Genomic DNA, 20,501 nt, shown 5'->3' on the forward strand with positions numbered 1-20,501 from the left:
AATGGCGGTACCCCGGTGATTTCCCACCGGGGTACCGCCATTTACACAGCCTAGGCAGTGAAGGAAATTAGCTTCCCAGACCGTCGTCGAAGACCTCGATGATCGACGTATCGTTCGTTGCATCCACGCGCTCAAGGACCTGGCCCTTGAAGAAGCGAGGAGTCTTACGCGACTGGATGAGCATGAGTACAACACCCAACCCGAGAACGACAACACCGATCAGGCCAACCAAGCCGATGCCGGCAATGTTGCTCCCGGAACCAGCCGCGGGATCCATGCTGTCGACAGTCGTCTGAATGAAGACCAAGAGCAGAATGACGCCACCGATGCCAGGAAGGATAACCTTCGACATCATCGAACCAAAGCCCTGCTTAGGAGCAAGCTTACGGAAGTACCAGGTGCTCGAAAGCGCAGTAATGCCGTAGTAGAAGCAGACCATCATGCCGAGCGCGGTGATCGTGTCCCAAAGAACGTCTTCACTGATGAAACGCATAACGGCGTAGAAGATCGAAGCAACAAGTGAAGACAGCATGAGCGCCACGTAAGGCGACTTGTACTTGGGGTGGATCTTCTTAATTGCGGCAGGAATAGCACCATAGTGCGACATTGCGAGGAGGGTACGCGCCGGCGAAATAGCGGTCGAGTTAATCGATGCCATTGCCGAAACGAGGATTGCAAGCGAGAGGAAGATCGCAGCCGGGCCCATGACAGGATGCGCGAGCGCTGCAAAGACGTTCTCAGCGATGTCGGAGTTGCCGAGGCCCGTCGGACCATCGCCGACGCCAGCGTATGCAACCGTTGCCGCTGCGGTACCGACATACATGATCACCAGGATGACGACGAGGATCATCGCGGCCTTGCTCTCAGTCGACATACGACCCTTGGAAGGCTTCGTTTCCTCACCCATGGTGAGGATGGTGTCCCAGCCCCAGTACACGAAGATCGAAACTGCAATACCAGCAGCGAATGCGCTCACGCTCGAAACCTCAAGCGGGTTAAACCACGAGAGTTCCGGCATACGGCCTTCGGTGTTTGCAGGATCAGCTGCGCCGACAAACATCGCAACAGCGAACCAGATCATGATGGCCATCTGGAACACCACGGTGATGTACTGGAAGATCTTCGTCGAGGTCATACCTCTATACGAGATGAAGGTCGCCACGGCCATGAACGCGAGGCAGACGAGAATGTTAATGAACTTGTTGTCTGAAAGCAGTGCAATCTCAGGGTTTTCCGCCATGATTGCGATCGACTGGAACAAGAACTCAACAGCAATACCGGCAAGGTTCGAAAGAACAAGCACCGTAGCCGCGATGAGGCCCCAACCTGCCATCCAGCCCACCCACGGGCCGAATGCACGAGTCGCCCAGGTGAACGAAGTGCCCGAGTCAGGCATTGCCGAGTTCAGGGCACGGTAACCGATTGCAACGAGCAGCATGGGCAGGAAGCCCATGAGGAAGATTGCCGGCGTCTGATATCCAACTTCACTTGCTGCTGGACCAATTGCCGAGGTGAGCGTGTACGCAGGCGCACACACCGAAAGGCCAATAACCAGTGCGCCGACAACGCCGACAGTGCCTGATTCCAGACCTTTCTTACTAATTCCAGTGACCGAATCCAGGGTGCGGGTAGCACCTTCAGGAACGCTCTGGTCGTACTTAGAAGACATACGTCTACTCCGTCTTTCTCTCGCTTCAGTGCGAGAAGATCCCATACGCATTTGCACAGAGCAAATGCTTCCCACAGCAATACGTATGGCTAGTTAACTTGCTCCGAAGAATCTTACGCCTATACTTCGAAAAAGTCGCATCGGCTAGAGAAACGCCACTGATTTAGTTGTGTTCTACAGAAATGGCTTGTCTTGTCGCCTGTCTTGCGCGCTTTCGATCACCTGCCGCATCGTAGACAATCGACAAACGCATCCAGTTGCGCCACTCCTCTGGCTCCGTCTCTGCCGCCTGCTGATACTTCGGAAAAACTGCCTCGACATTTTCGTGCGTCGGACGTTTACCGCCCTCAACCACGAACAGATCGTCAGGGAGATTTCCCTCGGCTTCGAGCTGGTCAACCAGCTTCGTTGCAGAGTAGCCAAACATGATTTCACGCACGAGCGCCCACACGCCAATGATTGGCAGAATGACGAGTGCGATACCCATCGCTACGGCAATTGCATCACCCGACATAATGAGCGCAACTGCCTTTACACCGGCAAGGAAGAAGTAGAGCACCAGCAGCGCGCTCATAGTGACAATGCCAAAGATTGCGTTATTACGCGCTTTCATCGTTATGCGCCCACCTTGCCAAGCCCGAGCAGGGCATCGAGGCCAACCGTCAAACCGGTCGCATCAGGAGCAGCTGCGAGCGCTGCACGAATGCCAGCCTTGTATGAATCACCGGAAAGGGTGTCATGCGTCACGGTAAGCACTTCACCGGCGCCACCCATTCGAACCTCCTGCTTCGCCATGACTCCGGTCATACGAAGACTGTGGACGGGGATGCCCCCGATGAGTTCGCCACGAGCCGTCTGATCTGCGTATGGGGCGTCAACAGGCTTGCCGTCGCGTGCGGCCATCATGAGCTCTGCAGTACGTACTGCAGAGCCAGATGGAGAATCAACCTTTTTTGCGTGATGCGCCTCGATGATCTCTATCGAATCAAAGAACGGCGCTGCGATCTGCGCAAGCGCGGTGCCAAGCACCGAGCCAAGTGAAAAGTTCGGGACGACAATCGCACCGGCATCTGAAAGTTCAGAAATCAGCGCGGCGAGTTCTGCAAGACGCTCCTGCGACCAGCCGCTCGTACCCACAATGACTTTCTGACCGCGTCGCAACGCCCGCTCTACGACCGCCTGTGAGACATCAGGCGTCGTTACATCGACCAGCACCGCTGCGTCTGCTCCTTCGTCAGGGGCAGAAGTGCTGCGCAGGCGCGCGACCAGCTCGAACCGCGGGTCCTCCTCAATCACGTCGCAAATGAGAGAACCAAGCCGACCGGATGAACCGGCCACCGCTACTGAAATTGCCATGTTCCCAGCGTAGCGGTGACCACCGTCAGTCCGCTTAGAGGCCGAGACCTTCCACAGCGCCAACCGCAACGATCTGCAGCGGCTGAGCTGCGAGCGTCTTCGCCATTGACTGAATTTCATCGTTTGTTACAGCCGCATAGCGCTCGAGCGACATATCAAGGTCGTAGAACTCCCCCGAGGTCATCTCTGCGCGTGCGAGGCGACTCATACGCGTGTCCGAATCTTCGAGCGCCAGGGCAGAAGATCCAGCGACCTGACCAAGGGTACGTTCGAGTTCTTCCTCGGTGATCCCCTGATCCGCCAACCGAGCAAGCTCTGCTTCTGCCAGCTCCATGACCTCGACCGCGTTCGCCGGTGCCATACCCGCGTACATACCGAAGAGGCCAGCGTCTGTGTAGCTCGCACCGAAGGAATACGCTGTGTAGGCCAGGCCGCGCTTCTCGCGGATCTCCTGGAACAGCCGGCTGGACATGCCCCCACCCAGCACCGAATTCATGATGCCGTAGGCGTAACGGCGCGGATCACCATTTCGCAGTGCGGGGGTACCGAGCATGAGGTTTACCTGCTCACTCGTACGATTCACAAGCGCGGGAGCACCGGGCGCTCCGACCCAGCCCTGCGCGGCGGCCGCGCGGCGCACGGGCGTGCGATCCACGTTGAGATCCCACTGCGCCGAGTCTGCGAGGCCCAATTCGCGCAGGACGATCTCGACAAATCGATCGTGATCGACCGCACCAGCTGCCGTCACAATCAGGGTCGAGGGATCGTACTGTTCCTTGTAATGACGAAGCACATCATCACGCTGTGCAGCGCGGATCGTCTCATTATTGCCGCCAATCGGACGGCCAAGCGCGTGCCCGCGGAGCACCTCTTCGAATAGTCGCTCACTCGCGACATCACCAAGATCGTCTGCTGCCATTGCGAGTTCTTCGAGAATGACGCCGCGTTCGGTCTCAAACTCTTTCTCGTCGAGTACCGAGTTTGCCACCATGTCGGTGAGGACAACGGTCGCGTGCTCCAGATCCGCGTCACGGACCTTTGCGTAGTAGCAGGTGTATTCCTTCGCGGTGAGTGCGTTGTGCTCGGCACCAATTCGGTCAAAGCTGGTGGCAATCTCATACGCATCGCGCGTAGGCGTGCCTTTGAAGAGCAGGTGCTCGAGGAAGTGGGTCGAACCGAGGCTCCCGGGCGCTTCGTTACTCACTGCCTGCTCATCAGCAGAACCGACACCAACCCAGAAACCGATCGACGCGCTGCGCGCAGCTGGCATACGCTCGGTCAGAATGCGCAATCCGCTCGGGTGCACCGTACGCCGAATCTCACCGCCACCCAGATCGATCGAAAGCTCAGGCTGGTCGAGGGGAAAAAGAATCGGCTCGCGCATTCCCCCAGCCTATGCCCTTCCTTCTGAACAACTCCCCAGGGGCGCGGATCGATCCGCAAGCAGAAACGCATCGCGCCCGCGGCCACCATTGCTGGGGCCGCGGGCGCGATGTCGTGACGTTACCGTCGAGGGGCGAAATTACTCAGCTTCGGGAGCTGCTTCTTCTTCCGCCTTCTCTTCGAGAACGGGCTCGAGCGAGAGCTTGCCGCGATCGTCAACCTTGGTGATCTTCACGAGGATCTTCTGACCCACCGAGAGCACCTCGTCGACCGAGTCGATACGCTTGCCGCCGACGAGCTTGCGCACCTCAGAGATGTGCAGCAGGCCGTCCTTGCCCGGGAGGAGCGAGACGAACGCGCCAAATGCCGCGTTCTTCACGACGGTGCCGAGGTACTGCTCGCCAACCTCAGGGTTCTGAGGGTTCGCGATTGCGTTGACCTGTGCACGTGCAGCCTCAGCCGAGGGGCCGTCAACTGCGCCGATGTAGACGGTGCCGTCGTCATCGATCGAGATGTCAGCGCCCGTCTCGTCCTGGATGCCGTTGATGGTCTTGCCCTTAGGACCGATGAGCTCACCGATCTTGTCAACGGGGATCTGCACGCTGATGACGCGAGGCGCGGTGGGCGCCATCTCGTCGGGAGCGTCGATTGCCTGCTCCATGACCGAGAGGATTGCGGTGCGCGCTTCCTTCGCCTGCGACAGTGCACCAACGAGGACGTCCGAGGGGATGCCGTCGAGCTTGGTGTCGAGCTGGAGAGCGGTAACGAACTCAGGGGTACCTGCGACCTTGAAGTCCATATCGCCGAGCGCGTCCTCTGCGCCGAGAATATCGGTGAGGGTAGCGAAGCGGGTCTCGCCGTCAACCTGGTCAGACACGAGGCCCATTGCGATGCCCGCAACAGGTGCGCGCAGCGGAACGCCTGCGTTCAGCAGCGACAGAGTCGATGCACAGACCGAACCCATCGAGGTCGAACCGTTCGAACCGAGTGCCTCAGAAACCTGGCGGATTGCGTACGGGAACTGCTCGCGGCTCGGAAGTACCGGAACAAGTGCGCGCTCTGCGAGGAAGCCGTGGCCGATTTCGCGGCGCTTCGGGCTGCCAACACGGCCGGTCTCACCGGTCGAGTAGGGCGGGAAGTTGTAGTGGTGCATGTAGCGCTTGCTGGTCGTGGGCGACAGCGAGTCGATCTGCTGCTCCATCTTCAGCATGTTCAGCGTGGAGACACCCATGATCTGGGTCTCGCCGCGCTGGAAGATTGCCGAACCATGTACGCGAGGGATGACCTGCACCTCTGCGTCGAGTGCACGGATGTCACGGAGACCGCGGCCATCGATACGTGCGCCCTCGCTGAGGATACGACCGCGAACGATCTTCTTGGTGACCGACTTGTACGCAGCCGAGACCTGACCCTCTGCCGAAGCGTCGAGTTCACCAGCCTCGATCTTCGCAGCGATTGCTTCCTTGACGCGCGCCTTGAGCGCATCGTCAGCATCCTGGCGCTCAACCTTGTCAGCGATCTGGTAGATCGACGACAGCTCTGCCTCTGCGAGCTCAGCAACTGCTGCGTAGGTCTCATCAGCGTACGGGGGGAAGACGGGGTAGTCAGCGATTTCCTTCGCCGACTGCGCAGCGAGTGCTTCCTGAGCCTTCACCAGCTGAGTCAGGAACGGCTTTGCAGCGTCGAGACCCGCAGCAACAACTGCCTCGTCAGGCTTGACAGCGCCAGCCTTGATGAGGTCCCACGAACCCTCGGTAGCTTCAGCCTCAACCATCATGATTGCGACATCTTCGGTACCGTCAGCCTTGGTAACGACGCGGCCTGCAACCATGAGGTCGAAGACTGCTTCCTTTACCTGCTCGTCGTTCGGGAACGCGACCCACTGGTCTGCGTCCGAACCGAAGCCGGGGATCAGCGCGAGGCGAACGCCTGCGATCGGACCCGAGAAGGGCAGACCCGAGATCTGGGTCGACATCGACGCTGCGTTGATAGCAAGCGCGTCGTAGTACTCACCCGGTGCGATCGAGAGCACGGTCACAACGATCTGAACCTCGTTGCGGAGACCGTCGACAAACGACGGGCGCAGGGGGCGGTCGATGAGACGGCACACAAGGATAGCCTCGGTCGAGGGGCGACCCTCACGGCGGAAGAACGAGCCGGGGATCTTGCCAGCGGCGTACGAACGCTCTTCAACGTCAACGGTCAGCGGGAAGAAGTCGAAGTGATCCTTCGGCTGCTTCGATGCGCTGGTAGCCGAGAGGAGCATGGTCTCCTCGTCGAGGTACGCAGCAACGGCACCCTGTGCCTGCTGTGCGAGACGGCCAGCCTCAAAACGGATGGTGCGCTTGCCGAAACGACCGTTGTCGAGCACGGCCTCCGCAAACTTGATTTCAGGACCCTCCACGGGTTCTCCTTTACTCCAGGCGAACGCTGCACAGCTCCCCCTGGCGGCGCCAGGTTGCTGCGCGGGCGACCACGGACTGATGTTCAGTGGAAGACCACTTGCTCCACCTGATGACCGCCGCGATACGACGGTCACTTTCAGCCATGTCAGGCTTGGCAAGGGATCCACCACCGAAGACCAGCACGAGATCTGACTCGTTCGCGCTTCGTTGGTGCGGGCAAATGCCCACGCAGCCAGGCTATCAGTTGCGCTCATGGTTTGGCTCGTTGAGTTTGGGTAGCGAACGCCCGGGCGATTGGGTGAGGTGGTGGGCGGATCGACGTACGGTTATCAACGATCGCCTTCGCGGCCAGTTATGCAATCAATGAGAAGAAGTCATCAATTCACCCGACGCCCACCAACACGGACCGCAGGCTGAATGCTGCGGCGCTTTCAATGATGAACACTGCAGAAACAATGATTTCCGCGAGCAGAAAGCCAAGTTCACTTCCCTAGCCGATGGCGTTCAGCGACTTGACCATCAGCTACGGGGTTGCGGGGTTGCGGGCGCGGCGTACTTCTCGCGTGCTGATGAACGGGCTGCACTGCTCACTTCATCGCTTGTTTTCCCAGCTCAGACAGCCCGGCCTCTGGCCGGCCCATTTCAGTCCCTGGCGAAGAGCCGGTGGCGTGAACCAATGACTCCGATTGGCGCGTAACTGCGCGAGAATGGCGCGGTGCGGTCGCGCTCCGCGCGTATAGCTGCCGGCCAACCCCTCGAAACAGGGCCGTTCATACGAAAAAGCCCCTTTCATACGAATGAAAGGGGCTTTTTCGGGGGAAACGCTTGGTTTCGAGGGGTTAGCCTCGATGCCTCCGAAAGCTACAGTTGCCGAAGCGGCAGAACAGTTCTAGGCGTCGATGTCGATTGCGTGCAGCCGATCTGCACCGATCTTCTCGCTGAGCTGCTCGAGCAGCTCAGCTTCGATTGCGGTGTCGACCGAGAGAACCGAGAGCGCGGTGCCCTTCTTCTCGTCGCGTGCAATCTGGAGACCGGCAATGTTGACGCCTGCGTCGCCGAGGAGCCCACCGTATGCTGCAACGATGCCGGGGCGATCGGTGTAGCTGAAGACAATGAGGTGCTCAGAGATAGCGAGCTCAAGGTCGTAGCCGTTGATCTCAACGATCTTCTCAACCTGCTTGGGGCCGGTGAGGGTACCCGAGACCGAGATCTGGGTGCCGTCGGTGAGCGAGCCACGAAGGGTGATGATGTTGCGGAAGCTCTCTGCGACCGTGTCGGTCGAGAAGCGAACCTCAACGTCGCGCTGCTCTGCGAGGAGCGGTGCGTTCACATACGAGACGGGCTCACTGACAATCTTCGAGAAGATGCCCTTGAGCGCTGCGAGGCGGAGTGCCTCAACGCGGTGCTCTGCGAGCTCGCCGTGTACCTCGATGTCAACCGACGCGAGGGGACCCGACGCGAGACCTGCGAAGATCTGACCGAGCTTCTCGGTGAGGGGCAGACCGGGACGAACGTACTCGTCGATGACGCCGCCAGCAACGTTCACTGCGTCGGGGACGAGGTCGCCCGAGAGCGCGAGACGAACCGACTTTGCAACTGCAACGCCAGCCTTCTCCTGCGCTTCAGCGGTCGAAGCGCCGAGGTGCGGGGTCACGTTAACGGTGGGGAGACCGGTGAACGAGTTGTCAGCCGGGGGCTCCTGCATGAAGACGTCGAGTGCTGCGCCAGCGATCTCACCCTCGGTGAGTGCCGCTGCGAGTGCTGCTTCGTCAATGAGGCCACCGCGTGCAACGTTGACCACGTACGCGGTCTTCTTCATTGCCTTGAGCTGCTCTGCGCCGATCATGCCGAGGGTCTCGGGAGTACGGGGCATGTGGATGGTGAGGAAGTCAACACGCTCTACGAGTTCTTCGAGCGACACGAGCTGTACGCCGAGCTGCTGTGCGCGCGCTGCGGTGACGTAGGGGTCGAACGCGATGAGCTCGACGCCGAAGCCACGGAGACGCTCAGCTACGAGGGCACCGATACGGCCAAGGCCGACGATACCGATCGTCTTCTCGTAGAGCTCGGTGCCCGAGAACGACGAACGCTTCCACTCGCCAGCCGAGAGCGAAGCGTGTGCGCGCTGCAGATTGCGAGCGAGGCCCAGGATGTGAGCAACGGTCAGCTCTGCAGCGCTGATGATGTTGGAGGTAGGAGCATTCACTACCATGACGCCAGCCTGCGTTGCAGCCTTGATGTCAACGTTGTCAAGGCCAACGCCCGCGCGAGCGACGACCTTGAGTTCGGGAGCCCAGCCGAGAGCCTCGGCATCAATCTGAGTTGCCGAGCGCACGAGCACAGCACTCGCGGTAGCGAGTTCCTTGCGAAGTGCGTCACGGTCGGTTCCGTCGACGTGAACCACGTCGAAGTCGGGGCCGAGCGCGGCGATAGTAGCGGGCGAGAGTTTTTCGGCGATCAGCACGACCGGCTTTGACACGAGCGGTTCCTTCTCAGGGTGGCGGTCAGAAATTGTCACGCGAGGCGCGCGAACACAGCCAGTCTATAACCGTTCCCCGAAGAAGAACCGCTCGTGTTCCCGAGAACTACGCACTATTACTGAAACAAATACCCGATCTGTTCAATCGGGAACAGGAGGTGGAAGACATCCAGCTGAATCGCAGCCACGACGCAGAGTGCCACTGTGAGCAACAGTAGCTTCGATCCGCCACCCCGCTTGCGCCCAAGCAGGAGTGCCGCAAGCAGCGCAAGTGCGGGTGCAGCAACATTCAGAATCAGGAGGCCCCAGCCGAGCGTCGAAAGGGAGTCACCACGAAGGTTGCTCATACCAACGAGGTTCGCGACCGCGAATACCGTCGATGACACGAAAAATACGAAGAGGATGACGGCGTATGCCCATCCGAGAATGCGCTTCGCCATTAGAGTGCGACTCCGATCGAGAAGAGGAAGGGGATCGGCACGAGAATAATGAGGCCGAGCACGAGTCCGACGATGAGCTTGATGGGCTTCTTCCGGTACAGCACCAGCACCGCAACAAACCAAGCAATCGCAGCGAGCGGTGACAGCCAGTAGATTGCCTGCTGCAGGAAAGCGCCGATGGCGCCGCTTCCAGCGACCGATGCCGCAATCGCAGCATCATACGCGCGCACCCACGTGAGCGTGACCCACGCGTAGAAGATGTACATGCCGCCGACGATCCCGAGCACAACGAGCAGGATGGCGCTCATCTGCTTCGGCGCCTCTGACACGGCCACCTCGGGGCTGTCAGTGGCATTGTTCCGATCGTCCCCAGGGCCACCCACAGTCGTTGTGACGTAAGCGTCTACGCTCGATCCCCCTACCTCTGGCGTATCGACCGTTGGCTTCGCATGAGCGTTGGGTCCGGCTGCAGTATCTGGCGTGGCGTCCGTTGCTTCAACGGTCCATCCGGCGCGGATCGAGCGGGCCTCGCCCGCTTCTCCAGTCTTCTTCTTCACGCAGCTCAGTGTAGTCACGCCAGCCATGGCTTCTCTGAGGATTCGGTTGAGACGGCTTTACGCGCGACGACATGACGCCAGGAAGCCCTGATGATGCGAGGGACACCACTGCCACCAAACCGGCGGCAAACGCCGGCACCGCAGCTGTTTGGGAACCACAAATCTGCTGCACAACCTGGCTTTCTTGGCATAACCTTGGAAGTATCAATCAATCGACGGAGGTGCGGGATGACAAACGAAAATCCAGAACAGCCAGTGGGCGAGCCTGAGGGCACTCTGCCTGGCGAGACACAGCAGCCTGTACAGCCGGCGGCACCAGCAGCACCAGCAGCACCAGAGGTTCCACCGGCGCCGCAGCAGCCGGCTCCCCCGCAGCCCGTCTACGCGCCGTCCGCACCGATGCAGCCTCGCCTGAACACCATGGCGTTGATCTCACTCATTCTCGGTATCGTCGGCCTCTTTGTGTTCGGCATCCCCGCGGTGGTCGCGGTCGTTCTTGGCCACATCGCACTCAGCCAGATTAAGAAGCGCGGCGAACGTGGCCGTGGGCTCGCAATTGCCGGCCTCGTCACCGGCTACGTCAGCATTGCTCTGTGGGCGATCTTGCTCGTTCTCGGCCTGATCCTTGGCATCGGATTCCTAGCCGCAGCTCAGAATGGCGACTTCGAGTTTGAAACAGGCCAGAATCCAGGGTCGAGCGAAATCATCACCGATGAGAATGGCAATGACGTCACCGACGAGGTGTATCGCGAGGTCGAGATCTTCGCTGAGACCTCGATTGTCACAACGCTCACTGGCTCGGATCAGATCTTCTGGGTCCCTGGTGGCGCGACCGGCGGTGCAGTCTGCAAGGAAGCGTCCGGCCTCGCCCTGGATGTCGACATGACCGGGAATGAAATCGTTTCGGGCACTGTTGCTGAGTCCTTCGGGGAGAACGGCAGCGCCGGACTCGCCGTCGATTGGGACGACATCGCAGTGGCCGACTGCGGCTATACGTTCGACCAGGTCGACTCAGCGTCAGACATCGCCTTCGACGCAGCAGATGACTTCTTCGAGCGTCTCGTCGGCTAGCCACATCACGCGTTTTGGGGCGGGCGGGGATCTCCTCGCCCGCCCTGCTGCGTTTCGCCAGGGGCGCGGATCATTTGCCGCTCAGATCCGCACCGTTACGGAGATATGCGACACTCAGTCGCTTTCATCCCGTGATTGATTGGAATACCCTTGGAACGACCAGTTAGTTACCGGAGGCAAAGCATGACGAACGAAAACGCCGAGCGGCCTGAAGATTCACCGCAGCAGCAGCAGCAGGCACCCCAGTATGAGGCGCCCCCAGTAGACGCACCTGCGTACACTGCCGCTCCCACTGCATACCCTGCAGCCCCGCCCGCGTATCAGCCGCCAGCTCCGCCCTACCAGGGAGCACCCGGCGCACCGGGCTTCCCTCCCGCGCCGCCGTACGTCGGCCAGCAGCCTGCTCCGCAGTATCCGCAGTCGCAGGCGCCAATGAATGTGCTCGCTATTTTGTCGCTTATCGCTGCGATTGTCGGCTTCTTCACCCTCGGAATCATTTCGGTTGCGGCAGTTGTCCTCGGTCACATCGCCCTGAGCCAGATCAAGAAGCGCCTCGATCGCGGACGCGGTATGGCGATCGCTGGCCTCATCATTGGCTATATTGGCACCGCGATTTGGGCATTCATCCTGGTCGTCTGGATGATCATCGGCTTCAGCTTCCTCACCCTCTTTGGTATTGGTGCTTCAACCTACGATTACGGTAGCGACTACGGCTATGGCACCGACTCGTCTGATGAATATGTTTCCCCTGATGACAGCTTCTACGACGAATGGACGATCGCAGAAGAAACCGCGTTGGTCACAACCCTCACCGGTAAGGATGAGGTTTTCTGGGTTGACGGCGGTTTCGGTGGCACCGCAGTGTGTGCCGAAGCGCAAAGCCTCAAGGAAGAAGCAGAGCTCTTCGACAGCTCGATCGTCAGCGGCACCGTGCGCGATGCATACTTTACCGATTCGCTTACGAGCCTGGAATACAAGTGGCAGTACACCGCCGTCACTGACTGCGGCTTCACCCAAGAGCAGGTTACAGCAGCCGAGCAGGCCGCAGAAAACGCCTCGGAAGAGTACTACGAACTCAACCACTAACACGTTTGCAAGGCCCTGAACGACAGAAGCTCAGTCACACCTTCCCTAGGATTGTCGTGTGGCTTCCCATCAGTTTGATCTCACTCGCATCGGCGCCGGCCTTGTTGTCGCTGAGGCGCGATCCGCGCTCGAGGAAGCCACACGCACCGGCGCCGCAATCATCACCGCGCCGCCTGGCACGGGCAAGACCACGTTCATCCCGCCGCTGATCGCGAACCTACTCAGCGCACCAGGTGGCAACGGCGGTACAGTGTTGCTGTCGCAGCCGCGCAGGGTCGCCGTTCGCGCGGCCGCACGGCGCATCGCGTCGCTGGATGGCGGATCAGTCGGCGACGCCGTCGGATTCACCGTCCGCGGCGAACGACGCGTGAGTGACGACACCGCGATCGAGGTGCTCACCCCGGGTGTGCTCCTCAGGAAGCTCCTTGCCGATCCAGAGCTGACCGGTGTTGGCGCCGTCATCCTCGATGAGGTGCACGAGCGTTCGCTCGACGGCGACCTCCTCTTCGCGCTCGTGGCTGAGGCCCGAGCCCTCCGCGACGATCTCATCGTGGTTGCCATGTCAGCAACGCTTGACGCGGCACAGTTCGCTGAGCTGTTGGGATCCGCGCCCACGGTCGAAGTCCCATCGGTCTTGCACCCGCTCACGCACAGCTATGCCCCCTACGCCGCGGGTCGCCTCGACGATCGCGGCGTCACCCGCGGCTACCTCGAACACCTCGCTCAGGTTGCCGTCACGGAGCAGCGCACCCTCGGCTGCGATGCGCTCGTGTTCGTTCCAGGCGCGCGCGAAGTCGACGATACTGTCCGGCTCATCACGGAGCGGCTTGCGACGGGGCGCGGATCGGCGGCCGTCGACGTCCTCCCGCTACACGGCCGTTTGGCATCGGCGGATCAGGACCGCGCGGTGCGCGGGCGCGCGGCCGGCGACCCACCACGGATCGTCGTCAGCACCTCACTCGCCGAAAGCTCCCTGACCGTGCCGGGCGTGCACCTCGTGGTCGATTCCGGGCTCTCCCGAGAGGTGCGCCGCGACCGCGCCCGCGGCATGAGCGGACTCGTCACTGTCAGCGCCTCGCGCGCGAGCGCTGAGCAGCGCGCGGGTCGTGCTGCCCGCCTCGGACCGGGCCACGCGGTGCGTGTGTACAGCGAAGCCAACTTCGCGCGTATGCCAGCCGCGGCCGCCCCCGAGATCGCTTCGGCTGATCTCCTCGACGCGGCCCTCCTCCTCGCGGTTTGGGGTACCCCCGGTGGTCGCGGACTCGCGTTGCCCACTGCTCCCCCGGCAGCGTCGATGTCCGAGGCTGAGTCGCTGCTCCTCGCACTCTCGCTTGTCTCAGCGGACGGCCGGCCAACCCCGCTTGGTACGCGCGTTGCGCAGTTGCCGGTCGGCGTGCGCGAGGCGCGAGCGCTCCTTTCTGGCACGCAGCATTTCGGTGATGCGCGCGGGGTAGCCGAGGTGGTGGCTGCGATCTCTGACGATCACCGAGAACCGTCAGCGGATCTTGGAAGGCTCCTCACCGAGCTCCGGTCGGGACGTGCGCCCGGAGCCCAGCGTTGGAAGCGTGAGGTGCAACGATTGGAGCGGATCGCCCGCGAGGACGCCACTTCGACACGACCTTCGTCTGGGATCCCAGACGCGGGCGAAGTCCTCGCGCTCTCCCGGCCAGAGTGGATCGCACGCCGCACCGGCGATCACGCACGCACGTACTTGCTCGCGAGTGGTACCCGAGCTGCGCTTCCCGAGGGCAGCGGCCTCATCGCCGCCGAATGGATCGCGGTTCGTGAAGTCCAGCGTGCCGAGGGCCGTGTCGCAGACGGCACTGGCGCAGTCATTCGCATGGCGGGTGCGCTCACTGCCGAAGCCGCGCTCGAAATCGGCACTGGCCTGTTGACGAGAGGCCGATCCGCGCGCATTGTTGACGGCAAAGTGCAGGTGCGCGAAGAACGCAAGCTTGGCGCGATCACGCTCAGTGCGCAACCGGTTGCTGCGCGTGCCGACGACACCGCAGCCGCTTTCGTTGCTCACATTCGCGAATCAGGCCTCGGTGTGCTCGGTTGGAGCGAGGATGCGCTGCAGCTCCGCGGGCGTCTCGCGCTGCTGCACCGTGAGCTTGGGGCACCGTGGCCCGCGGTCGATGATGCGGCGTTGCTCACCGGCCTCGAAGACTGGCTTGGGCCCGATCTCGCGTCAGCCCACCCGTCGGCTGCGCTCGACAAGATTTCGCTCACTGCTGCCCTGCGACGGCTGCTTCCTTGGCCCGCGGCGGCCCGCTTCGATGAGCTCGCCCCCGAGCGGCTTGCGGTCCCCTCTGGCTCGCATGTGCGCATCGAATATGCGCTGCCTGAGGCGAGCAATCACTCACCTGTGGTCGCAGTTAAGCTCCAAGAGCTATTTGGTTATGCAGAGACGCCTCGCCTCGTTGAGGGCCGTGTGCCGATACTGTTCCACTTGTTGTCGCCGGCTCGGCGTCCACTTGCCGTGACCGATGACCTCGCGTCGTTCTGGAACGGCCCCTACCAGGACGTGCGTAAGGAAATGCGTGGCAAATACCCGCGGCATCCTTGGCCTGAGGACCCTTGGACGGCCGTCGCCACTGCCCGCACCAAGCGTGCGCAGGCCCGCCTCGACGGCTAGCGCGCTGCACTTTCACACGTCGCTCCCTCGAAACTCACCCGTTCTCTCGAGAAGAGGTGTTTCTTGCGCCAGAAAAGGCGGATCTCAGCAGAAACGGTCTGTTTCGCGAGGCTGAGGCCCCAAAGTGGAACTCGCAAGTTCGCGCAGAACAACAGACAAAAAGCGGTGCCCCGGGACCGAAGTCCCGGGGCACCGCCCACACATAACGAGTGAAGCGAACGCTACTTAGCGTGCAACCGAACCGTCAACGTAATCCTCATCGGTGGTCTTCCACGAGAAGAGCTTGCGCAGCTCGCGACCGGTGGTCTCGATGGGGTGCTGCTCGCCCTTTGCGCGGAGCGACAGGAACTCGGGAGCGCCTGCATCCTGGTCGTTGATGAAGCGGGTTGCGAATGCGCCCGACTGGATGTCAGCGAGGACAGCCTTCATGTTTTCCTTGACCGAAGGATCGATCACGCGGGGGCCCGAAACGTAGTCGCCGTACTCAGCGGTGTCCGAAACCGACCAACGCTGCTTAGCGATGCCGCCCTCCCACATGAGGTCAACGATGAGCTTGAGCTCGTGAAGCACCTCGAAGTAAGCGATCTCGGGCTGGTAGCCAGCCTCGGTGAGGGTCTCGAAGCCGTACTGAACGAGCTGCGAAGCGCCACCGCAGAGAACTGCCTGCTCGCCGAAGAGGTCGGTCTCGGTCTCCTCAGTGAAGGTGGTCTTGATGACGCCTGCACGGGTGCCGCCGATTGCCTTAGCGTACGACTTTGCGGTCTCCCAAGCGGTGCCCGATGCGTCAACCTCGACTGCAATGATGTCGGGGATGCCACGGCCAGCTTCGTACTCGCGGCGCACGGTGTGGCCGGGAGCCTTGGGAGCTACGAGGATAACGTCAACGCCCTCGGGAGCCTCAATGTAGCCAAAACGAATGTTGAAGCCGTGTGCGAACGCAAGGGTCTTGCCAGCGGTGAGGTGCTGCTTGACCTGGTCGTTGTAGATCGAACGCTGGTGCTGGTCCGGTGCGAGGATCATGATGAGATCTGCCCACTCCGAAGCCTCGTCAACCGAGAGCACCTTGAAGCCAGCCTCTTCAGCCTTGGCGATCGACTTCGAGCCAGCCTTGAGAGCGATAACGACCTCAACGCCCGAATCGCGAAGGTTCATTGCGTGTGCGTGACCCTGCGAGCCGTAGCCAACAACGGCTACCTTCTTGCCCTGGATGATCGAGAGGTCTGCGTCTTTGTCGTAGTACATTTCAGCCACGAGTGGCCTCCTTATATTCGTTTGGAATGTGAAAAATTAGCTTTTGAACACGCGTTCGGTGATCGACTTTGAGCCGCGGCCCATCGCAATGAGGCCCGACTGCGCGATCTCCTTGATGCCGAACGGCTCGAGGACGCGGAGGAAGGCTTCGATCTTGCCACTGTCGCCAGTGACCTCGATCGTCAGCGCGTCGGGCACAACGTCTACGACGCGTGCACGGAAGAGCGACACTGACTCGAGCACGTGCGAGCGCGTCTGATTATCAGCACGCACCTTCACGAGCACATGCTCGCGCTGCACAGAGTTCGATTCTTCGAGTTCAACGATCTTAATGACGTTGACAAGCTTGTTGAGCTGCTTGGTGACCTGCTCGAGGAGCACCTCATCTTCGTCAACCACAACGGTGATGCGAGAGAGTCCCTGCACCTCGGTCGGGCCAACTGCGAGCGACTCAATATTGAAACCACGGCGGGCGAAGAGACCCGCAACGCGGGTGAGCAGGCCTGGCTTATCTTCGACGAGCAGGCTCAGAACGTGACGTGCCATGGCTTACTCTCCTTCCCATTCCGGGCTGTGATCAAGTGCGTACTGGATGTCGCTATTCGACGTACCCTGGCGGACCATCGGCCACACCATTGCGTCTGCGCTCACCACGAAGTCAATAACTACGGGACGATCGTTGGTCTCAAGCGCGAGCTTGATAGCAGCGTCGATCTCTTCCTCGCGCTCGACGCGGATCGCGAGGCACCCGTAAGCTTCGCCGAGCTTCACGAAGTCAGGCACACGAACCGAACCATGACCGGTGTTGAGCTCGGTGTTCGAGTAGCGACCGTTGTAAATCAGGGTCTGCCACTGGCGCACCATGCCAAGCGACGAGTTGTTGATGACCGCAACCTTGATGGGAATGTTGTTCACGACGCAGGTCGCGAGTTCCTGGTTGGTCATCTGGAAGCAGCCGTCGCCGTCAATTGCCCACACGTGGCGGTCAGGTTCTGCGACCTTTGCGCCCATTGCTGCGGGAACCGAGTAGCCCATGGTGCCTGCGCCGCCCGAGTTCAGCCAAGCGCCGGGGCGCTCGTACTTAATGAACTGTGCGGCCCACATCTGGTGCTGGCCAACGCCTGCGGCGTAGATGCCTTCGGGGCCTGTGAGCTCACCGATACGCTGGATGATGTGCTGCGGCGAAAGCAGGCCGTCAGTCGTCGGCTGGTAACCGAGCGGGAAGCGCTCGCGGAGCATGTTGAGGCGCTCCCACCATGCGCTCTGATCCGCGAATTCACGGGTCAGCTTGGCGGTCGAGACCGCAGCGATCAGATCTGCAATAACCTCGGCAGCGTCGCCAACGATGGGGACGTCAGCAGCGCGGATCTTGCCGATCTCAGCGGGGTCAACGTCTGCGTGGATCACCTTGGCGTCGGGTGCGAAGAGTGCAGCCTTGCCGGTCACGCGATCATCGAAGCGGGCGCCGAGTGTGATGAGCAGGTCAGACTCCTGCAGCGCAAGCACAGCGGGAACAGTGCCGTGCATACCGGGCATGCCCAGGTGCTGCTTGTGCGAGTCAGGGAATACGCCGCGCGCCATCAGCGTCGTGACAACGGGTGCACCAACGAGCTCGGCGAGCTGCAGGAGCTCCTCCGAAGCGCCGGCGCGGTTGACACCGCCACCAACGTAGAACACGGGACGCTCTGCGGCAGCGATGAGGTCGGCAGCCGCCTGTACCTGCTTGCTGTTGGCCTTCGTGATGGGGCGGTAGCCGAGAAGATCCACGCGAGGATCCCATACGAAGTCGAGCTCGCCCTCCTGCGCGTCCTTCGTGATGTCCACGAGAACGGGACCGGGACGACCGGTCGTTGCGAGGTGGTGTGCCGCAGCGATAGCGCCGGGAACATCCTCAGGCTTCTTGACCAGGATCGAATGCTTCGTGATCGGCATCGTGACGCCGACGATGTCAGCTTCCTGGAACGCGTCGGTGCCCATCAGGTGCGAAAACACCTGACCCGTGATCGCGAGCAGCGGGACCGAGTCCATGTACGCGTCAGCGATTGCGGTCACCAGGTTCGTTGCGCCAGGACCGGAGGTCGCGATACAGACGCCGACCTTGTTGGTCGCCGCTGCGTAACCCTCAGCAGCGTGACCAGCACCCTGCTCGTGGCGTACGAGGATGTGACGAAGGTCATTACCATCCATGAGCGTGTCGTACAGGGGCAGAACAGCGCCGCCGGGCAGGCCGAACACATCGGTGACCCCGAGAGACTCAAGGCTGCGAACGACCGCCTGAGCACCGGTCATACGCTCGCCGCGCTGGCCGTGCTTGAGTTCTTCACTCGATTCCAATGACATTACGTGTCTTTCGTGAGTAGTGGATTGATCTGATTCGCGTGCGGCACACACTGCGGGGACCGAGTGTGTGAACGAGACAAGAGTCTGCGGGAGCAAGTTGCGCCGCTGTGGGAAATGCGGCTGGTGCAGTCGCTGTCACGTTCATCGATCCGAACGACGTCATCTTGGGATTGCCAATGCTCACGGTGGGAAGCCGGAGCTGATGAGAGTCGCGCGCGATGCGGGCACAATGGCGCCATAGCGATAAGGAAGCGAGCCCAACTGTCCTGTCGGGCTACAAGCTCTGCGGGATCTACCAGCACGTCGAGCGTATGCGGCGCGATATCGACCCGATTCAGGTCGGCATCGCCGATCCAGAGATGCGAAACTGTGCTCAGCACCTCTGATTCCAAATGTTCAAGCCCCGATTCGGTTGTGCCAACCGTGGCCTGTCCACTCGTCAATAGTAATGCATTCACGCGAGCTCGCGAACGCGCTCGCGTGTCGTCGCGCATGCGCGATCCAATGCACCCCATTGCCATATCTCCCAGCATAGAGCTAAGCCATATGCCGACACGCGTTCATGACGAAGATCACTGAAGTTCAGGGCAGAAAGAACAAAGGGGTGGATCGGAAAGCTCCGATCCACCCCTTTTGCTACAACCGGCCCGAGCCGATCTCGCTTATCGCTTGCCGCTACAGCGCGTAATTACTTACCGATTGCGGGGAGGAAAACGAAGGGAATCATCCAGCCAATGAGCTCTGCAACGAGGCCACCAGCGAAGATCGAGAGCTGCGTCATCAGGGGAAGCTCAGCGTTGAAGCCCGCACCGAACAGGTAGAAGCCACCGAACACAAACACGCACGAAAGCAGGAAGCCGATAACGGTGATCGCGCTCGTTGCACCCTGCGAGCTCTCTTCAAACAGCTGCTCGTTCTTTGCCATGACTGCCCTCCATAGGAACTGATTTCACATCGGAGCCCGCGGCTCCATGAAGTCTTTTCGCGCGCACCAAATGTTCGCGCGAACCAAACCAAGCGTACCCCACCTCGGCGCGGTAGTGTGTTCACACCCGCCAGCGAACGCCCCGGTTCATCATTTTGGGCCGGTATACCGCCCGGGTCACCCACGTGATGCGGCAAGGTTGCAGCATCAATCACAACCTCACCCATCAGCCACTTCAATAGCGGAGGAATCTCAATGACTTCGATCGGCAAGTACGTCACCAACCCCGGCGTCATCGGCGCAGCAGCTGGCGCATTCACCACCGTGCGTCGCACCCAGAGCATGCGCAAGGACTGGCGCATCGCTCTCGTCTGGGGAGTCTGGGCCGCCGGTCTCGCGCTCGCGATTGCCAGCGTCGCCATGCAAGATGAGGACGCCGATTTCGAGGCATTCGGCGAGTAACATCGCCCGCCACGGCGTCTTGGCCAGGCCATTCATGACGCGGATCATCGCAAGCACTCCGCACTCCGCACGACACGCACGGGCCAGCGGCCTGATTTTGTGTGGGCTCGCGAAGCCGTGTTAATGTATTCCTCGTTGCCAAGCACGGCAGCATGCGCCTCTAGCTCAATTGGTTAGAGCATCTGACTCTTAATCAGAGGGTTCGGGGTTCGATTCCCCGGGGGCGCACAGTCAGGGCGAGATCTTCACGATCTCGCCCTTTTTGTTTTGCTCGGGGCCTGTGGTGGACGCTGCGCGCGCCAACAGTTCCCGGGGTTATAGGACAAAACGTGTGTAAACGGTTGGGCGGGTCATGCCCGTCCTCCCCATCCAGCACGTAGCCAGAGCCCTTCCGCAGCATCGAGTCCTGTGCCGTAGAGCTCTGGCCCATTGTCGGGTT

General features: G+C 61.0%; 18 protein-coding genes and 1 tRNA gene. 6 read left to right on the plus strand and 13 right to left on the minus strand.

Annotated elements, in window-relative coordinates:
• Positions 1–67 precede the first annotated feature (67 nt).
• The 9 genes from ICL81_RS08580 to ICL81_RS08615 all read right to left on the minus strand — a co-directional run bounded on the left by ICL81_RS08580 (position 68) and on the right by ICL81_RS08615 (position 10,289).
• Positions 68–1,669, minus strand: a complete 1,602-nt coding sequence (locus tag ICL81_RS08580) for an APC family permease (protein WP_188034485.1) — start codon at positions 1,667–1,669, stop codon at positions 68–70.
• A 163-nt stretch (positions 1,670–1,832) separates the two neighbouring features.
• A complete protein-coding gene (locus tag ICL81_RS08585) occupies positions 1,833–2,282 on the minus strand; it encodes a hypothetical protein (RefSeq protein ID WP_188034486.1) in 450 nt (149 codons plus the stop codon).
• 2 nt (positions 2,283–2,284) lie between these two features.
• On the minus strand, positions 2,285–3,025 hold the full coding sequence (gene dapB / locus ICL81_RS08590) for a 4-hydroxy-tetrahydrodipicolinate reductase (protein ID WP_188034487.1): 741 nt from the start codon (positions 3,023–3,025) through the stop codon (positions 2,285–2,287).
• Positions 3,026–3,059: 34 nt separating this feature from the next.
• The gene (locus ICL81_RS08595; RefSeq protein ID WP_188034488.1) at positions 3,060–4,409 is read right to left on the minus strand and encodes a pitrilysin family protein; all 1,350 of its coding nucleotides are present in this window, start codon (positions 4,407–4,409) and stop codon (positions 3,060–3,062) included.
• A 138-nt stretch (positions 4,410–4,547) separates the two neighbouring features.
• Positions 4,548–6,812 carry a polyribonucleotide nucleotidyltransferase gene (locus ICL81_RS08600; protein WP_188034489.1) on the minus strand — a complete coding sequence of 755 codons (2,265 nt, stop codon included), beginning with the start codon at positions 6,810–6,812 and terminating at the stop codon, positions 4,548–4,550.
• A gap of 10 nt (positions 6,813–6,822) precedes the next feature.
• Positions 6,823–7,041 (minus strand): hypothetical protein, encoded by a 219-nt coding sequence (locus ICL81_RS11845; protein ID WP_215394779.1) that lies wholly within the window; start codon positions 7,039–7,041, stop codon positions 6,823–6,825.
• 661 nt (positions 7,042–7,702) lie between these two features.
• The gene (gene serA, locus ICL81_RS08605) at positions 7,703–9,292 is read right to left on the minus strand and encodes a phosphoglycerate dehydrogenase (RefSeq protein WP_188034490.1); all 1,590 of its coding nucleotides are present in this window, start codon (positions 9,290–9,292) and stop codon (positions 7,703–7,705) included.
• A gap of 116 nt (positions 9,293–9,408) precedes the next feature.
• Entirely contained in the window at positions 9,409–9,732 is a 324-nt protein-coding gene (locus ICL81_RS08610; protein WP_188034491.1) for a hypothetical protein, read from the minus strand.
• Entirely contained in the window at positions 9,732–10,289 is a 558-nt protein-coding gene (locus tag ICL81_RS08615) for a hypothetical protein (protein WP_188034492.1), read from the minus strand. Before ICL81_RS08615 ends, ICL81_RS08610 begins: the two co-directional genes overlap by 1 nt.
• A gap of 228 nt (positions 10,290–10,517) precedes the next feature.
• Between ICL81_RS08615 and ICL81_RS08620 the strand changes: the two genes are divergently transcribed.
• From ICL81_RS08620 to hrpB, 3 genes are all read left to right on the plus strand, one after another.
• Positions 10,518–11,360 (plus strand): DUF4190 domain-containing protein, encoded by an 843-nt coding sequence (locus ICL81_RS08620; protein WP_215394780.1) that lies wholly within the window; start codon positions 10,518–10,520, stop codon positions 11,358–11,360.
• Between the two features lie 183 nt (positions 11,361–11,543).
• A complete protein-coding gene (locus tag ICL81_RS08625) occupies positions 11,544–12,446 on the plus strand; it encodes a DUF4190 domain-containing protein (RefSeq protein WP_188034493.1) in 903 nt (300 codons plus the stop codon).
• Between the two features lie 58 nt (positions 12,447–12,504).
• On the plus strand, positions 12,505–15,084 hold the full coding sequence (gene hrpB, locus ICL81_RS08630) for an ATP-dependent helicase HrpB (RefSeq protein WP_188034494.1): 2,580 nt from the start codon (positions 12,505–12,507) through the stop codon (positions 15,082–15,084).
• 225 nt (positions 15,085–15,309) lie between these two features.
• On the opposite strand, the gene ilvC is transcribed toward hrpB, so the two are convergent.
• Genes ilvC through ICL81_RS08645 form a run of 3 tightly spaced genes read right to left on the minus strand, consistent with a single transcriptional unit; the run spans position 15,310 to position 18,726 of the window.
• The gene (ilvC, locus tag ICL81_RS08635; RefSeq protein WP_223160368.1) at positions 15,310–16,326 is read right to left on the minus strand and encodes a ketol-acid reductoisomerase; all 1,017 of its coding nucleotides are present in this window, start codon (positions 16,324–16,326) and stop codon (positions 15,310–15,312) included.
• 45 nt (positions 16,327–16,371) lie between these two features.
• Positions 16,372–16,881 carry an acetolactate synthase small subunit gene (gene ilvN / locus ICL81_RS08640; RefSeq protein WP_188023749.1) on the minus strand — a complete coding sequence of 170 codons (510 nt, stop codon included), beginning with the start codon at positions 16,879–16,881 and terminating at the stop codon, positions 16,372–16,374.
• A 3-nt stretch (positions 16,882–16,884) separates the two neighbouring features.
• Entirely contained in the window at positions 16,885–18,726 is a 1,842-nt protein-coding gene (locus ICL81_RS08645; RefSeq protein ID WP_353055472.1) for an acetolactate synthase large subunit, read from the minus strand.
• 167 nt (positions 18,727–18,893) lie between these two features.
• On the opposite strand from ICL81_RS08645, the gene ICL81_RS08650 reads away from it, so the two are divergent.
• Positions 18,894–19,061, plus strand: coding sequence for a hypothetical protein (locus tag ICL81_RS08650; protein ID WP_188034496.1), 168 nt, complete (start codon positions 18,894–18,896; stop codon positions 19,059–19,061).
• A 302-nt stretch (positions 19,062–19,363) separates the two neighbouring features.
• On the opposite strand, the gene ICL81_RS08655 is transcribed toward ICL81_RS08650, so the two are convergent.
• Positions 19,364–19,600, minus strand: coding sequence for a hypothetical protein (locus ICL81_RS08655; RefSeq protein WP_188023751.1), 237 nt, complete (start codon positions 19,598–19,600; stop codon positions 19,364–19,366).
• Positions 19,601–19,855: 255 nt separating this feature from the next.
• On the opposite strand from ICL81_RS08655, the gene ICL81_RS08660 reads away from it, so the two are divergent.
• Positions 19,856–20,062 carry a hypothetical protein gene (locus ICL81_RS08660; RefSeq protein ID WP_188034497.1) on the plus strand — a complete coding sequence of 69 codons (207 nt, stop codon included), beginning with the start codon at positions 19,856–19,858 and terminating at the stop codon, positions 20,060–20,062.
• 154 nt (positions 20,063–20,216) lie between these two features.
• Positions 20,217–20,290 (plus strand) — tRNA-Lys (locus tag ICL81_RS08665).
• Positions 20,291–20,501: the final 211 nt, after the last annotated feature.

The organism is Leucobacter sp. cx-328, assembly GCF_014530035.1.
GTDB lineage: Bacteria > Actinomycetota > Actinomycetes > Actinomycetales > Microbacteriaceae > Leucobacter.

Excerpts from the sequence above, each read along its gene's own strand:
- ICL81_RS08580 (WP_188034485.1), bottom strand. The coding sequence starts at position 1,669 with ATGTCTTCTAAGTACGACCAGAGCGTTCCTGAAGGTGCTACCCGCACC.
- ICL81_RS08650 (WP_188034496.1), top strand. The coding sequence starts at position 18,894 with ATGCGGGCACAATGGCGCCATAGCGATAAGGAAGCGAGCCCAACTGTC.
- dapB (WP_188034487.1), bottom strand. The coding sequence starts at position 3,025 with ATGGCAATTTCAGTAGCGGTGGCCGGTTCATCCGGTCGGCTTGGTTCT.
- ICL81_RS08585 (WP_188034486.1), bottom strand. The coding sequence starts at position 2,282 with ATGAAAGCGCGTAATAACGCAATCTTTGGCATTGTCACTATGAGCGCG.
- ICL81_RS08655 (WP_188023751.1), bottom strand. The coding sequence starts at position 19,600 with ATGGCAAAGAACGAGCAGCTGTTTGAAGAGAGCTCGCAGGGTGCAACG.
- ICL81_RS08595 (WP_188034488.1), bottom strand. The coding sequence starts at position 4,409 with ATGCGCGAGCCGATTCTTTTTCCCCTCGACCAGCCTGAGCTTTCGATC.
- ICL81_RS08610 (WP_188034491.1), bottom strand. The coding sequence starts at position 9,732 with ATGGCGAAGCGCATTCTCGGATGGGCATACGCCGTCATCCTCTTCGTA.
- ICL81_RS08625 (WP_188034493.1), top strand. The coding sequence starts at position 11,544 with ATGACGAACGAAAACGCCGAGCGGCCTGAAGATTCACCGCAGCAGCAG.
- ilvN (WP_188023749.1), bottom strand. The coding sequence starts at position 16,881 with ATGGCACGTCACGTTCTGAGCCTGCTCGTCGAAGATAAGCCAGGCCTG.
- ICL81_RS08660 (WP_188034497.1), top strand. The coding sequence starts at position 19,856 with ATGACTTCGATCGGCAAGTACGTCACCAACCCCGGCGTCATCGGCGCA.
- ICL81_RS08620 (WP_215394780.1), top strand. The coding sequence starts at position 10,518 with ATGACAAACGAAAATCCAGAACAGCCAGTGGGCGAGCCTGAGGGCACT.
- ilvC (WP_223160368.1), bottom strand. The coding sequence starts at position 16,326 with ATGTACTACGACAAAGACGCAGACCTCTCGATCATCCAGGGCAAGAAG.